This is a genomic window from Micromonospora rubida, from assembly GCF_009908295.1.
Lineage (GTDB): Bacteria > Actinomycetota > Actinomycetes > Mycobacteriales > Micromonosporaceae > Micromonospora > Micromonospora rubida.
The window spans coordinates 193,192-208,149 of sequence record NZ_JAAALO010000001.1; the positions used below are offsets into that span (position 1 = coordinate 193,192).

General features: G+C 65.2%; 11 protein-coding genes. 5 read left to right on the forward strand and 6 right to left on the reverse strand.

Features of this window, described 5'->3' with window-relative positions; all coding sequences use genetic code 11:
• Positions 1 to 17: 17 nt before the first annotated feature.
• The 3 genes from GVV04_RS00900 to GVV04_RS00910 all read right to left on the reverse strand — a co-directional run bounded on the left by GVV04_RS00900 (position 18) and on the right by GVV04_RS00910 (position 2,702).
• On the reverse strand, positions 18 to 1,277 hold the full coding sequence (locus GVV04_RS00900) for an RNA polymerase sigma factor (protein ID WP_161683810.1): 1,260 nt from the start codon (positions 1,275 to 1,277) through the stop codon (positions 18 to 20).
• The gene (locus tag GVV04_RS00905; protein WP_161683811.1) at positions 1,265 to 1,636 is read right to left on the reverse strand and encodes a YciI family protein; all 372 of its coding nucleotides are present in this window, start codon (positions 1,634 to 1,636) and stop codon (positions 1,265 to 1,267) included. The genes GVV04_RS00900 and GVV04_RS00905 overlap by 13 nt, the downstream gene beginning before the upstream one ends.
• A 148-nt stretch (positions 1,637 to 1,784) precedes the next feature.
• Positions 1,785 to 2,702 carry a hypothetical protein gene (locus tag GVV04_RS00910; RefSeq protein WP_161683812.1) on the reverse strand — a complete coding sequence of 306 codons (918 nt, stop codon included), beginning with the start codon at positions 2,700 to 2,702 and terminating at the stop codon, positions 1,785 to 1,787.
• A 405-nt stretch (positions 2,703 to 3,107) separates the two neighbouring features.
• On the opposite strand from GVV04_RS00910, the gene GVV04_RS00915 reads away from it, so the two are divergent.
• Together GVV04_RS00915 and GVV04_RS00920 are read left to right on the forward strand one after the other, a co-directional pair.
• A complete protein-coding gene (locus GVV04_RS00915) occupies positions 3,108 to 3,389 on the forward strand; it encodes a hypothetical protein (RefSeq protein WP_235965527.1) in 282 nt (93 codons plus the stop codon).
• A 470-nt stretch (positions 3,390 to 3,859) separates the two neighbouring features.
• A complete protein-coding gene (locus GVV04_RS00920; RefSeq protein WP_161683814.1) occupies positions 3,860 to 4,396 on the forward strand; it encodes a hypothetical protein in 537 nt (178 codons plus the stop codon).
• 97 nt (positions 4,397 to 4,493) lie between these two features.
• Here the strand turns inward: GVV04_RS00920 and GVV04_RS00925 are convergent, their stop codons facing one another.
• The gene (locus GVV04_RS00925; RefSeq protein ID WP_328822142.1) at positions 4,494 to 5,141 is read right to left on the reverse strand and encodes an SDR family NAD(P)-dependent oxidoreductase; all 648 of its coding nucleotides are present in this window, start codon (positions 5,139 to 5,141) and stop codon (positions 4,494 to 4,496) included.
• A gap of 40 nt (positions 5,142 to 5,181) precedes the next feature.
• Between GVV04_RS00925 and GVV04_RS00930 the strand changes: the two genes are divergently transcribed.
• Positions 5,182 to 8,052, forward strand: coding sequence for a hypothetical protein (locus GVV04_RS00930; protein ID WP_161683815.1), 2,871 nt, complete (start codon positions 5,182 to 5,184; stop codon positions 8,050 to 8,052).
• Positions 8,053 to 8,334: 282 nt separating this feature from the next.
• On the opposite strand, the gene istB is transcribed toward GVV04_RS00930, so the two are convergent.
• Together istB and istA are read right to left on the reverse strand one after the other, a co-directional pair.
• Positions 8,335 to 9,126, reverse strand: coding sequence for an IS21-like element helper ATPase IstB (istB, locus tag GVV04_RS00935; RefSeq protein ID WP_161683816.1), 792 nt, complete (start codon positions 9,124 to 9,126; stop codon positions 8,335 to 8,337).
• Positions 9,126 to 10,352: an IS21 family transposase gene (gene istA / locus GVV04_RS00940; RefSeq protein WP_161683817.1), complete on the reverse strand. Its 1,227-nt coding sequence runs from the start codon at positions 10,350 to 10,352 to the stop codon at positions 9,126 to 9,128. Before istA ends, istB begins: the two co-directional genes overlap by 1 nt.
• Positions 10,353 to 10,844: 492 nt before the next feature.
• Between istA and GVV04_RS34200 the strand changes: the two genes are divergently transcribed.
• Positions 10,845 to 12,335 carry a pentapeptide repeat-containing protein gene (locus GVV04_RS34200; protein ID WP_161683818.1) on the forward strand — a complete coding sequence of 497 codons (1,491 nt, stop codon included), beginning with the start codon at positions 10,845 to 10,847 and terminating at the stop codon, positions 12,333 to 12,335.
• 1,588 nt (positions 12,336 to 13,923) lie between these two features.
• Positions 13,924 to 14,610, forward strand: a complete 687-nt coding sequence (locus GVV04_RS00950) for an HAD family hydrolase (RefSeq protein WP_161683819.1) — start codon at positions 13,924 to 13,926, stop codon at positions 14,608 to 14,610.
• Positions 14,611 to 14,958 lie beyond the last annotated feature (348 nt).

The following is a 14,958-nucleotide window of genomic DNA, read 5'->3' on the forward strand; positions in this document are numbered from 1 at the left end:
ATGGGACGTTTTCACCGTCACGTGTGACCAGCCGTCGGCGGCGACCAGTCACCCACCTGCTCGCGCATGGCGACGAGGTGTTGGCGTAGTGCTGCCTCGGTGGTCAGTGAAATGGCCTTGTCGAAGGCGTCCCGGGCGGCGTCGGTGTCACCGGCTCGCGCGAGCAGGTGGGCCCGGGTGGCCCAGGCGGGCTGGAAACGCTGAGCCGCCGGCCCGGTCAGGGTGTCGAGCAGGGTCAGCCCGGCCTGCGGCCCGTCGGTCTGGGCGAGCACCGCCGCGAGCGACACGGTGCCGCCGAGCGTGGGGACCACGGACAGCAGGGCCTGGTGCAGGGTACGTAGCGCGGCCCAGTCGGTGTGCCCGGTGACCCGCCGGGCACAGTGCACGGACTGGATGGCGGCCTCCAGCTGAAAGCGCCCTGTCCGACGCAGGCGGTGGGCGTCACGCAGGTACCGCTCCCCACGCTCGATCAACTCGCCGTTCCACGCGGTGACATCCTGTTCGGCCAGGGCGAGGAACCTCCCGTCGGGGGCGGTCCGGGTGCGGTTGCGTGCCGACGACAGGCAGATCAGGGCGGCCAGGCCGAGCACCTCCGGCTCGTTCGGGAGCAGGCCGGCGAGGGTTTCGGCTAGGTGCAACGCCTCGCCGCTCAGGTGTTCCCGTTCGGTCGGCGCGGCAATGCCCTGCCAGTCGATGGCGTAGGCGCCGTAGACGGCTTCCAGCACGGCGGCCAGCCGGCCCGGCATGGCCGACCGGTCCGGGATCGTGAACGGGATGCCTGCGTCGCGGATGCGGCGTTTGGCCCGGACCAGTCGCTGCAACATGGTGGGCGCGGGCACGGCGAAGGCCCTGGCGATGTCCTGCGAGGCGACCCCGAGCACGGTCTGCAGCATCAGCGGGGTACGGATCGTCGCTTCGATGGCGGGGTGGGCGCAGACGAACAGCAGCGCCAGACGGTGCTCGGGTATCGCGTCGGGGTCGACGTCGTCGACGGTGTGCAGGTGCAACGCCTCGTCCAGCGCGACGCTGGTGCGGTGGGCGGCCGACCGGTACCGGTCGCGCTGGCGGTTACGGGCCACGGTCAGCAGCCACGCCTGCGGGTTGTCCGGCACGCCGGTGTCCGGCCAACGGGTCAGGGCCTGCTCGAACGCGTCGGCCAAGGCGTCCTCGGCCGCGACGATGTCCCCGCTGCGCGCGGCCAAAAGGGCCAGCAGGCGGCCGTAGCAGGTACGGGCGGTGTCCTCCGCCCGTACCCACGCGGTGGCTACTTCGTCCACTGGCCGTTCAGGAACGCGGTCGCCGTCGGGCGCACCTCGACGGTGCCGTACTGGGCGCCGGGACACCGCTCGGCCCAGGCCAGCGCGGCATCCAGATCCTCGACGTCGATGACGAACACGCCCGCCAGGGCTTCCTTCGTGTCGGCGAACGGCCCGTCCTGCACCTGCAGGCTCCCGGCGCGCAGCGTGACGGTCGTGCTCGCCGTACTCGGCTGCAACACATCAGCGGACCGCAGCACCCCGGCTACCTCCAGGTCCCTGGCGTACGCCTGGAACGCCTGTTGCGCCGCGGCGATTGTTTCCTCGGGGACCTCCCCCGCAGTCGGCTCCAGATTGTGCAACAGCAGGCAGTAACGCATCGAAGTACCTTCTCTTCCACCACACGGAGCCGCCCCTTGCGGCTCCTACCAGTGATGACGAACAGCGGCCGCGCAGAACGACACCGCCCACACATGATGGCCCCGGCTGACCGGGTGGGTGTGGAGGTCAGTCATCTCCACCGCCAGCTCACCAGATCTCATAGCCGGCCCCCTGCCGCCCGCCGGCGGGCGGGTCCGGGTCGGGGCCGGTCAGGAGCATCGTCGACGACCACTGCAACTTCGGCACCTCGCGTCCGTTACGTCGGGCGGTCTCCGCCAAGTGGTCCCAGGAGTCCTCGTCAATCCCCTGGACGTGCTCCTCCAGCAGGGCGCCGTCGGGATCCAAAGCGTCGTACCGCTCCCACTGCTCGGTGCAGAAGAGGAAACGCGCCAACAGGTTCGGTGACTCCGGCTCCTGGCCGCTGTCCATGGCGGCGGCCAGCGCCTCGGCGTCGCCCTCACCGGCGAGCAGGCACAACCACTCCCGGCCCGGGCCGGGGCCCAGCGCACGCAGCCAACGGCGGCACACCTCGGCGACCGGTGCCGGGAACGTCCTGCCCGCGAGGCGCACCAGCTCCGACACCACGGACGCCGGGTCGTAGCTGTCGAGCAGGTCGGCCCGCCCTTTCAGGATCGCGACGACGGCGAGCCCGGTGCGGTACTGCCCGACCGGCGCGGGCCGGCACAGGTGGGGGTTGTCCAGCGCGAGGTCGAGCACCGCCTGGGAGGCGGTCCCCCCGCCGCCCAGGGCCGCCTCGAAGTCACCGAGGAGAACCGGATGGTCGGTGGCGCGCAGGACGCCGGCCATCGCCTCGCGCACCTTCGGATCGGGGCAGTCCAGCGCGGCCCGCAGCACCCGGCCACCGTCTGGTGGCGCGGTGACCAGCCGTACCCGCGGCTCGTGCGGACAGTCCGGCGCGGGCGCGAACAGGAACCGCGACGCCGGCCCCGGCGTGTCGGCCAGCGCGGTCCAGATCCGGTTGGACGCCTTCTGGTCGCTGCCCCAGGCTCGGGCCAGGGCCTCCTCGGCCATCGCCGAGACCCGCTCGTCCCGCGCACCCGACATCAGCCGGACCGCCGCGCCGGTCTGACGGTGGCGGCGCCGCAACCGTCTACAGAGCAGCCGCGTGGCAAGTCGTGCCGCCGGCCCGCCGCCACTCACAGCGATCCGCTCCAGCATTCGCCCATCATCCCCGGGGTCCGCCAAGGTCGCCAGGTGCTGCCACGTGGTGCCAGTGAGCGGTTGCCCTCGCGGGCGTGGTGACGGTTGACGGCGGCGGCCCGACCGGCGGTGATGACGTAAACGACTCAGCTCCATGGGCGCCGCCCCACGGCGCCGCCCCACGGCGTCGACCGCCGCGCCCACAGCTCCGCCCCGGCCACGGTCCCCGGGCCAACCAGGGACCGCACCCGCGACAACGCAATGCCCCTGGGGGGGCTCGCATGTAAAGATGCGCCCATGGACAGCGACATGGCGATCGACGTGAGCGCACTGGCCATCAATGTCACGATCCCGGAAGCACTCCGCTGGACCGACACCCGACGCGGCGAGGAGTTCAGGCTGAGCACGCTCAACGTCCGGCTTCTCCCGGACGGGCGCCTCGCGGCGAAGGCCTACGGCCGGCCGACCGCCGGCGGCCGGGGCGCGTACGTCTCGTTCCCCGTTCCCGACAGACCCGAGCTGATCGCGCTGGCGGACGAGGCAGCCCGGCGTGCCGGCGCGCTCTGGGCGGCCCACCGCGGTCTCGGCTAAGGGTTCGACTGCACGGGCACATGGTCATGCCGGCCCCCGCCGGTCAGGTCCCGGCATGACTGCGGGAGACGGCGGGGCGCAGTGGCCCGCCGACAGCTGACCGCGCTGCGCCTCGGCCGGCGCTTGGTGACCGAGGTGACCGCCGCCAAATCTACGACATCGGCGCGGTCCTGGCGCACAGCACGACGGTCACCGGCGAGACCCGACTCTCCGGGGGCGCGGACATCAACGCCCGCCAGCGGGCCCGATCGAGCTGAGCATGAGGCGTCGTCGTGGAGCGGGCTCCGGCCTCGGCAACCTCCGCTGTCCGGTCGCGCAGGAAAAGGGTCCCGGGTGGACGGACGCGCCGGATGGCGGCGGCCGCCCGGCCGCATGGTCGATATGGCTCCGCCGAAGGCCGACTGGATACTGCACGTGCCCAATCGAGCGCCCAGGGTTAACAATCTGGGTGTCTGCTGACAGGAGATGACGTGCTCAGACGTACTGCAACCGTCGGAATCGCCCTGCTGGCCTGCCTTGCGGGTGCCGGCGCGGTGGCCATGCCGGCGCATGCCTGGCTACCCGAGTGCCCCATCGAGGAATGCGGCGGTGGCGGCGGTGGCGGTGACGGCGGCGGCGGCCCCGTTACGCCGCCGTCCTCGCCAGCGTACAACCTGCAGGGCGTCATCCAACTGGAAGAGACCGGCCACGAGGGAGCCTGGCCGTTGCGCACCGGCGGCGTCAAGGTCCGTGGGTATTCACGGCTCGCCACCTGGGGCAACGACCGGGTGGACGCCAATTACATCAACGTGCGGTGCTTCGCCAACGTGCTCAGCTACAGCACGCAGGAGTACGACTCCGAGAACAACGGCGCGCTCGTTGACGTGCACTTCTGGTCTCCGACCGTCCCGGTCAGTGGCGTTCCCGTCCAGTCCCGGACGGTCACGGTCAACTGCGTCCACCACGCCGAGAAGTACGGCGTCAGTTACGACACCACCAGCACCGCGCAGTTCGTCATTTCCGAGTGATTCCCGGTGGGGCGCCCCGAACCGGGGCGCCCCGCCGGGCTGCTGCCGGAAACAGGGCCTGCCCGACGACGCCATCGACTGGTGCGGGCGTTGCCGCCTACCAGTTCAACTCCCCGAGTTCGTCCGTAAAGGTCCCGGTCGGGCCGTCCGCGCCGAGCGTGGCCAGGCGCACCACGGTCTTGGCACTTTCCACCACTGATCTCCCGATTCCGAAGGCGGCGGTCATGTCGGTGGCGGTGGCGCCGGGCTCGACTGCGTTGAACTTGATGCCCGGCTGGGACTTGGCGTACTGGACAGTGAGCATGGTTGCTGCCGACTTGGACGCCGCGTAGAGCGCCAACGGCATATTGAACTCCGGCCGGTCGGGATTGTTCACCGCCCAGAAAGATCCAAGGCTGCTGGAAAGGGTGACCACCGTGGGGTTCGACGACTTTCGCAGCAGGGGCAGTGCCGCCTCCGTGACTCGGACAATCCCCACCGCGTTGGTGTCGAACACGCGGAGGGCAGTTGGTCCGTCGATGGCTCCGGCCCCGAGGATGCCCGCGTTGTTCACCAGGACGTCGAGTCGACCCTCGGCCGAATCGGTGCAGCAGACCCGTCTCCCACCAAACGGCCGAACTCCTGTGCCTTCGAAGCTACAGCGCGGACATGGCACCAACGCCGAGGCAGCCCCGCAGCGAGGTGATACTCCGCCAGCTCGGCGGCCAAGTCTGGAAGTCTGGACACGCCGTGATCCTAGAGCCACGCTTCATGCTTCGCCAGTCCCGGCGAGCTAGGGTGACCGGATGCCACGCAACTACACGAAGTCGACGATCAAGTTGCTCTTTGGCACTGCTACCCACTGTGCATATCCCGGCTGCGCTGCAAAGCTGATTTTTCAGGACAGGGGCCTCTATACCGCCGTCACCGAGGTTGCTCACATTCGGTCGGAGCAGGTCAATGGTCCGCGCTATGACCCTACCTATCCTGTAGTCAAGCTAGATGAGTTCGACAACCTGCTTCTTCTCTGCGGTCAACACCACCCGCCCGTAGACCGTCACGAATCTGCGTACACCGTTGAGGAATTGCTCGAATGGAAGAAGGCTCAGGCCGAGCAGGGGGACCGGCCCCTACGTGAAGCTGAACTAGCTGCAATCGAGCGACAGGTAAACAAGGCGCAGCCGATCGCATCAAGCGCAATCCTCCGGGGTCCTGTTCACGACTTGGGAGAGGCTGAGCGTCTGCAGCAGGCCCAGGACCGTTTGTCCGAGGCCCCGCAAGAGGCTGCCGAACTATTTGGTCAAGTAGCTTCTGCGTTAGAGGCATCGCCATTTGTTCAGCACGCGTCGATCGTACGAGGCAGGCAGGCGGGAGCCTTGGAAGCCGCACAGAACTTCGAAGCCGCTGGAGAGTTGCGAATTGATTTAGGCTGGCGCAGCTACCGGTCAGGCGACCGCTTTGACATTCAACAGCAGTTGCGCGAAATTTCTAAATATGAATCCAGTCTGAAAGAGGAGACAAGGCGAGGGGCAGCCGGCCTCTCGGTGATCGCAGGCTTTGGGTTCGACCGCTCAATTTCTATTGAGAACTTGGCTGAAGTGTTCGATGAGATGGAGCCATCAGATCCAGGGTATGCAAATTGTGGTTTAGCCCTCGCAGAGCAAGCCATCGTCTGGCGTCGTTCAGATCTAATCACGGCCCGCACCGAATCGATTAGCAATCTCTTGAATGACGCATCGCTTGACGCTGCAGGCTTACGGTTCCGCGCTCGCATCGCGATGTGCCTGGCGGAAGCCTCCGACGACTGGATAAGCTTACTTGGCGTTGCCCGAACCGTATATCCGCCTGAACTAGTGGCGTGGATAGCGGCTCGGCACGCGCGTTACCTGTCATTAGTCGGGCGACCGGACGATGCAATTCAGAGGTGGCTTGATGCTATCGACAAGGCTGTTGCGGAAAATCTAAATGACAGTGCAGCATCGTGGCTCTATGGCCAGCGGCTAACCAAATTGCAATACAGGCGCCTTGAAGCCAATCTGGACGAACTCCATAGACTTGCCCAGGCGCTGCGTGCTGCCGGCAGTGACTCCGTTTTGCCAGAAGCTTATCCGTTGGCCGAGCGGGCCTTATCGCGGATGTTGGACAAGAAGTGGCCAGATGCGTTCGAATATCTGCACCAATACCTTAGCCATTCTGTAATAACTGCCAGTTGGCAAGGCGAACAGACCGCGCACGGTCGATTCGGGGATCTATTTGCGGCAACCGAACAATGGGACGAGGCGATAAAACACTATGTTTGGGCCGGAAGGTACAGCACGCTAGAAAAATTGGTGCCATCGCTTCCCGACCACCCGCTGCAGTTTGAACCGCCGCCCAAGGACGCGCCGGTGTGGGAGCGGATTGCGTCGTTTAATTTTGTAGCAAAGATGCCCGACATTCTTCCTGCTGAACTTGCGAAAACGTGGTCGAGTGCGTGCATGGAGGAATTGGTCGGTGTCGACCAGGACAAATCATGGACGGATTTCCGGATAGCCGCATTTGATGCTTTCGCTGCAGTTTCCGATGAGGCATCCAAGTCTGATGCGGAGAATTTCCTTAATCTTGCACAGGGCCTTTTCCGCCGCGAACCTGGGTCACATTATCGGACCGACGAAGGTCATGTGAAGGCGGTGGTGAAACTTGCTGGCGCTTACCCTGAGCTTCGTGAACGAGTCGCCGGCATGCTATGCGAGGCAATACTCATTGACAATGAGGTCGCACAGAACGCAATTTCCTCCGGGGAAACGATACTGAGGGACTATCCGAAAATCGTCGAAGCGACGCTCGCGAGAGCGGCGTCTGAGGGGCACGTTCACGCGGCGCTAGCCATGGTAGTCCTGGGAGCGGACCCTACTCCTGCTCTACAGGTCGCTCGCAATGAAGTCGCCCGCGACCTTCAGCCCGTGGAACGCGCTCCGGGGATGATGACCTTGGGTACTCTTGTCCGTCGAACCGGGATTCTGGCGACCATCCTCCCCGAGTCCGACCAAATTCGCTTCGCCGAAGCGATGCTTGCCCGACTCAGGGACGTTGAAGATGAAGCGAATAATCGCGGAGACGCCCTGGCTGCGATTTCGCGAGTTGCGCAGCAACTTTCCACAGATGAGAAGGCAAAAATCTTCGATGTACTGATCGAGTTCGCCCAGAATCCGACTGACAGTGAACCGCCCGTGCGCTTCGGATTTGGTGACGACCCCTTTAGTCGCTTCAAGTTCAATATTCCTGTACCACCGCTTGCCGCTGCAGCGCTCCATAGTTCTGCTCTACTTGCCTCAAATCCGGAGCAGTATCGGAGAGTGCGAGAGTTGACGCTCGAATTGATGCCTGGAGCCGATGACCGGTCAATGAGGATCCTGGCGCAGGCCCTACTCTCAGTTTCCTCGACCGAGATCGAGGATTCAGTCCCGTTCTTCGCGGCACACCCGAGCCGCTGGCTTCGCTGCTTGGCAGCCGTGTTGTGGTCGAAGAATCCACGGAGATGGCCACAACTTGGTGAACGCCTCGCCCGGGATGCCGAACCGCGAGTTAGGTTCACACTTGCCGCCGAGATGGGAAGTGAAGCTGACTTTGACAGCACGAGACAGATCCTGCAGCAGGACCCGCGGCGAGGAATTAAGCGTGCAGCGCAGCGCAGGTAGGCAGTCGTCTACTCGCAACCTGTGGGCTGATGGCATGTCTGGATGTGAGAACTTTCTGTACGAGATCAAGGCGGCCCGCTTCGCAGGCCGCTCGCGCCGCCGACCAGGGGCCGAGCCAAGCGGGTCGCCGATCGGGGACCCCGCGCCCTTAGCGCAAGCGCACGGGCGCACGCCGAACGGTTGCAGCCCCGCCGGCGGCGCGATATACGAAGTGTCAACGCCGCCTCAACCCTGACCACCGTGGTCCGGCTGAAACTGGACCACCCCCGGGTTGGTTGATCTTTAGTCGTTGGTTTTGGTGGCCGGTGGGACGCGGCCGAGGTCGCGGTCTTTGAGTCGGTAGCTGTCGCCCTTCATGGAGATGACCTCGGCGTGGTGGACGAGGCGGTCGATCATGGCTGCGGCGACGACGTCGTCGCCGAAGACTTCGCCCCAGCGGCCGAAGGGCTTGTTGCTGGTGACGATCAGTGAGGCTCGTTCGTAGCGGTTGGAGACGAGCTGGAAGAACAGGTTCGCGGCTTCGGCTTCGAAGGGGATGTAGCCGACCTCGTCGACGATCAGCAGCGGGATCCGGCCGAGCTTGACCAACTCGTCTTGAAGGCGGCCGGCATGGTGGGCATCGGCCAGGCGGGACACCCACTGGGCGGCGGTCGCGAACGCGACCCGGTGTCCGGCCTGACAGGCCCGGATCCCGAGTCCGATGGACAGGTGAGTCTTGCCAGTGCCGGGCGGGCCCAAGAAGACGACGTTCTCCTTCGACGCCACGAAATCCAGGGTGCCCAGGTGAGCGATCGTCTCCCGCTTCAATGATCGCTGGTGCTCGAAGTCGAACTCCTCCAGACTCTTGCGGGCCGGGAACCTCGCCGCCCGGATCCGGCCCTCACCGCCGTGGGCCTCCCGGGCAGCCACTTCCCGTTGCAGGCAGGCGGCGAGGAACTCCTCATGCGTCCACGACTCCGCCCGAGCCCGCTCGGCCAGACGTTCGACTGAAGCGGCCAGGGAGGGTGCTTTCAGAGCGCGGCTGAGGAACGCGATCTCCGAGGTGACATTGCGGTTGCTGGTCTTAGCGGCCATCACGCAGCCACCTCATCCAGGCCGAACATCCGGTCGTAATCGCTGAGCTGCCGGTGCTCGACCTCAGCAGTGACCACCGGCGCCGGTGCCTGCCGGGCAGCCGTCCGCAAATCGGCGGCTGCCTCGCGGTGAGCCGGATCGGTGATGCTCTGATGCCTCGCCCAGCAGCGGTCATGCCCAGCAACCTGGCGGCCGTCGCAGAACACCTGCACCCGATCGGCGTCAGCGACGATATCGACACGACGGCCCACCGCAGCCGGGTGCACCGAGTAGTCGTTGCTGTCCAACCGAACGTAATGATCACGAGGTAACCGCGTCGTCTGTCGCCAGCCAACCACCGGGGCGACCGGTGGCAGCGACAGCATCGCCTGCCGGTCGGCGTCCCACCGGTCCACCGGGCGGCAGCCCAACATCCGGTGTTGGCGGTTGTTCGCCCGCACCAACCACTCGGTGAGCTGGGCGTTGAAATCCTGCGCCGAGGCGAACCGGCGCCCAGGCAAAAACGACGTCTCCAGATAGCCGTTGGCCCGCTCCACCAGACCCTTGGCCTCCGGATCCGCCGGCCGGCACTGGATCACCTTGATGCCCAGGGTGCCACGGAAGCCGTTCATCGCCTCGGTCAACTGCGGCCGACCGGCCCGCCACTGCCCGACCGCGGACTCGTTGTCCCACACCAACGCCCTGGGCACCCGCTCCCACCCAGAGATCAACGTCCAATGCCCGAGCAGCAGATCAGCCGACTGCCGCGACGGGATCATCACCGCCGACAGCCACCGCGAATACCCCGACACCATCACCAACACCGGAGGTCGACCGGTCTGCCCGAACCCCAACGACACGTCCGCCGGCGGAAACCACAGATCACACTGCACCAACTCACCCGGCAGATACTCCGTCCGCTGCGCCGGATCCGGCCGGCGGAACAACGGCCGCAACTGCTGCACCCGATCACAGAACACCGTCTTACCCCGGGTCCACCCGACCCGCTCCATGATCACCGTCGAGGGCATCTCCGGGAACTCCGCCAACAACACCCGGATCTGCGGCTCCACCACATCCACGATCGAACCCTTCACCGCCCGCCGATACCGCGGCGGCTCATCACTGGCCAGGGCCTTCTTCACCGTGTTGCGAGACATCCTCAACCGCCGTGCGATGGCCTGAATCGCCATCCCCTCCGACCGCCGCAGCCGCCGGATCTCCGCCCAGTCCTCCACGCTCAGCACCTCCCGATGCTTCAGGAGGTGGTCCCGATTCAGCCGGAACCACGTGGTCAGTTTTCAGGCGGAGCCGACACGAAGAAGCCCCGGGCCGCCATGGTGAGTGGCAGATCCGGGGCTTCGGTGTTGAAGGCGACGACCGGGGCGTGCCTCCGGCGGGGCGCTCAGGCGCTCTGGGATGGTTGTCGCCATCCCGACAACCTCCGTCCGGGCAAAGCCGAGCGGATGGGGCCTGTCCGGTCAAGGTCGTTCAGACGGTGGGGTACTCCACCTTGACCGGACAGGCCCCACCGACTCCACGACGTGCGGACGAAGGCCGACGGGATGGCTTAGGTGCCGGGGGTTAGGCGGAGCGGGAGGGCTTCCGGCAGATCCGGCACCACCGTGAGCGGAAGCCGTTGCGCTAGTAACGGCGTGGATGCGCGCCTTGATCCGGGTGTCACGGCTTCGGCACTATGAGAACCAGAACCTGTTGCGTCACGACGACCGGGAGCCTGTGTGGGTGCAGAACGGACGGCTCGCCGTGGAGACGCAAAAGAAGCCAAGGGACGACACAGCTACCGGCCGCTGCGACCGGCAACTCTTGTCGCAACCAGCTTGGTTCTAGTCCTGCTCGCCGCCGCAGCAGGCTTTTGGATGTGGAAAAGCTATCTCTCGCTTCCGGTGCCACAGGCAGGGACTCTCACGCCGGCACAAGAAGCCGACTTCTCCGTTCGCAGAGTTCAGCTCCAACTCGACGCTATCCGCAACGCGCTCGGCGTGGCCGCCGGTTTAGGGGCGGTGGTAGCTCTACTGTTGGCGCTGCGAAGGCAGTATGTGAAAGAACGCGTCGATGGCGAGGATCTACAGGTCAAATCTCGCTCCGCAGATATTGCCGAGACGGATGCTACCGAGAAGCGGCTGACCGAGTTGTATGTCAAGGCTGCTGAGCAGCTTGGCTCAGAAAAAGCGCCGATTAGAATGGCCGGAATCTACGCCTTGGAAAGGTTGGCTGACGGCTATCCGCAACAGAGGCAGACGATCGTCGACTTGCTTTGCTCTTATCTTCGAATGCCCTTTGAGGCCGACACCGCTGATCCTGGAAATTCATGGCTTGAGTCGGAAATGCCAGAGCATCGAGAAAGGCGCGAAGCGGCATCGCGGGAGCGGGAAGTCAGACTGACTGTCCAGTCGGTCTTGCGGCGCCATCTCTGCGCAAAGGAATTGGGTCAGTCGGATGGCGCGATTGGCCTTGGTAAGCCGATCAGTGACGCTCCTATGGTCTATAAGTGGTGGGGAAGCCTTACTCTAAATCTTGCTGGTGCTTATCTCATTAACCTCGATCTTTCAGGCTCAAGGGTTGGAGCGGCGGTCTTCGACGGTACCGTCTTTTCTGGCCGAACATCGTTTGCGGAAAGCGTCTGTGAACATCTCAGCTTCGTGGACTCCACCTTTGTTGACGAAGTAGATTTCTCCTTCGCCATGTTGGAGGTGGCGAATTTTGCAAACACCAATTTCGTCGGCCCGGCTGTCTTGAGTGACATGCAATGCCACTTCCTCGACGCGGCCGGGGCGGTGTTTCACTCGGCGGGGTCTTTCGATCGTGCCAGCTTCTTGATTGGTGCCGACTTTGGGCGGGCTGTCTTCTTCGATGAGGCCCTCTTCCGTCAAGCACAGTTTGTTGACGGAATGAACTTCGAAGGCTGCCGATTTTCTGGCGATGCCTATTTCACCAGCTGCTCTTTCGGGCAGGCGGTCAGATTCCGTCAGGTGACAATTATGGGTCATCTCGCCTTGGACGGATCACTCGCTCCGCGCCTGCCTCTCGATAGGCATTGGTTGCCAGGTGGCTGGGAACTAGACAACGATAATACCGACGCGGTTGGCGTTTTGGTCCCAGTTTCGGTGGCCGCGCTCGGCGAGCCCGAAGACTTTCCGGCGCGCCCCTACACTGTTCCGGCATCCGAGGTGGGCTGTTGCGTTCCATCATCCCGATACATGGACTATTAAGGCTCCTGCAAGGTGCCAGCTCGTACGGACCCGGCAGTACAGCAGCGATGTACAGCAACCGACGGGATCACACACTAGACCGCTACGGCGCTCAACAGCCCGTTACACAGCGGCACCAGCCTCATCCGACCACTCTGCCGAGGTCTGGGGGTCAAGGGGTCGTCGGTTCGAATCCGGCCGTCCCGACGCAGGTCAGAGGGCTGATCCGGAAATCGGGTCGGCCCTTTCGCCGTTCTGGGGACCAAGATCAGTCAGGTTGGAGCGTGCTTGGCGCTGGTTGACCAGCGGTCAAGCAAGGCCGAGCGGTGCTCAGCCTTGTTTGGCATCTCCACCGGAGCCACGTTGAAGGGAAGTGACCCCCTGTTACCTCTGCAGCGGCGGCCTGGGCATCCTGTACCCTCGCGCTGTCGTTGCCCCCGCACCTCTATGGCAGGTGTAGATGTATGACGTCCGGGTCGACCTGCGGGACATCCAAGTGTTGGCGGGTGACGATGCTCCCCTCGTCGGACGGCTATGGATCCGCTTCCCTAACCAGTCCTTTCCTGGTGATGCTTGGTCCGACTTCATCGCTTCCGTAGTCAGTTCGACGGTTACGGCTCTACGCGAGACGGTAAGTGGAGACGGTGAGGGGTTCGCCTACTTTTTCGATGGGCCGTACTACGTCTACTACCGGCTTTTGCCGGCCGTTGCCCCGAGCTTGTATATCGAGGCAAATTGTGACAGAACTGGCGAGCCGTTAAGTGAGTGGGTGGGAGAGGTGCCGCTGGCGCAAGTCGTTGCTTCATGGCTCAGTGCAGTGAAAGCGATTCTTGCCCGATGTGCGGAGGCTGGTCTCTCAGGTGTGTCCGTAGCCGTACTGCAACGTTCTCAATCCGAGTTGGTAGCCATAGCCGCACAGGCTCCGTGGGCATCGAAAGACTGCGACTGACTGAGTTCCGGGAATTTCGTCGCCTGCTCCATCTGCGGCCCTGACGGCTGGGTCTGCGAAGCGAGCGGCTGGCTAGGTGGCGCGCACGCTGGTTACGTACCACAGCAGCAGGCTTGCCGGTGCGCCGGACTGGGGACCACGCAGGGACCACACGTTGTCCGCGCTAATGGACGGTGCGCTGTCGGCCGAACGGCTTGATCATGGGCATAGCGTGTGTGACGTGCGTGGACGTGTGGCGAAGCGTCCTGGGGGTCAAGGGGTCGTCGGTTCGAATCCGGCCGTCCCGACAGGATGTAACCGCAGGTCAGAAGGCTGATTCGAGTAATCGGGTCGGCCTTCTTGGGTTCTTGGGGACCACTGCGGTCAAGTGCGCCGTCTGGTAGCGCTCCTTGACCGCTGGTCAAGTTTCAGGTGGCTACCCGGGTCATCTGCCGAGCTGTTCGTCTTCTGGATCAAGGCGGCCCGCAAGCGGGCCGCGCCGGCCGCGCTCGGCCTGCTGGCGGCGCAAGCGCCGGCATCGGCCGGCGCGCCGGCCGATAAGGGCTTTGCCTCCGGCGGGGGCCAGACGACTCCGAGATGGAGTTGCCGAACGGTTCCGGTTCGTGGCTGGCGGGATGGCAAGAAAGGTAACAACGGTGATGATCTCAGTAGGATGCTGAGATGTCTCGACCAGTGATCTTCGACCTCTTCCATACCTTGATCCAAGGGGCCGACGAGGAGCGTGACCGGGTAGTCGGCGAAATGGCGGTCATGGTCGGCGTGGCTCCGGCCGAGCTGGTCGCCGCGTACCACGCCACCTGGCGGGACCGGCTGGTCCGGTGGGACGTGGAGGAGACCATCCGCATCCTCGCCGGACGCCTCGGCGGCACACCGACCGACGCCCAGGTGGCACGGGCCGGTGAGCATCGGCGAGCCCTCGGACGCCGGATGCTGGACAGCGTCTCGCCCGCCACCCTCGACGTGCTCGACGCGCTACGCGCCGATGGTCGTCCGCTGGCCCTCATCAGCAACGCCACCTCGGACACCTCCGAGCCGTGGCCGCAGAGTCCGCTTGCCCGACGGTTCGATGTCGCGATCTTCTCCTGCGATGTAGGGCTGGCCAAACCCGACCCGGCGATCTATCACCTTGCTGCCGAGCGCCTGGGGGTCGAGCCGGCGGAGTGCTTCTTCGTCGGCGACGGCTCAAACGGTGAGCTGCCCGGGGCGGCAGCGGTCGGTATGACCGTCTTCCGGACCACGGAGCACAACGACACCGACCCCAGCTGGGGCGGGCCGGTTATCCATACCTTGGGTGAGCTGCCCGCCATACTCCGAGAGCCGTCCAAGGTCATGGAGCCGGCCGAGTAGAGCGGTCAGTACAGCCATTCGTACAGCCAAGCCCGCCGACGGATACCGTCCGGGGCCGATGGCAGGCGACACGGCGAGCAGCTCAGCGGCAGTCACCGATCCAGGCAGACAGCCGTCTTGATCTTTGCAAGGCAGGGGCCAACTCCGGGGCTTGCCTTTCCGCGCCTGCGGCCTCGCCCTGCGGCCTCGCCCTGCGGCCTCGCCCTGCGGCCTCGCCCTGCGGCCTCGCCCTGCGGCCTCGCCCTGCGGCCTCGCCCTGCGGCCTCGCCCTGCGGCCTCGCCCTGCGGCCTCGCCCTGCGGGCGGCCTCTGGCCGCCCTCGGGCAGCCCGCAGCGCCCGTGCCGGTTG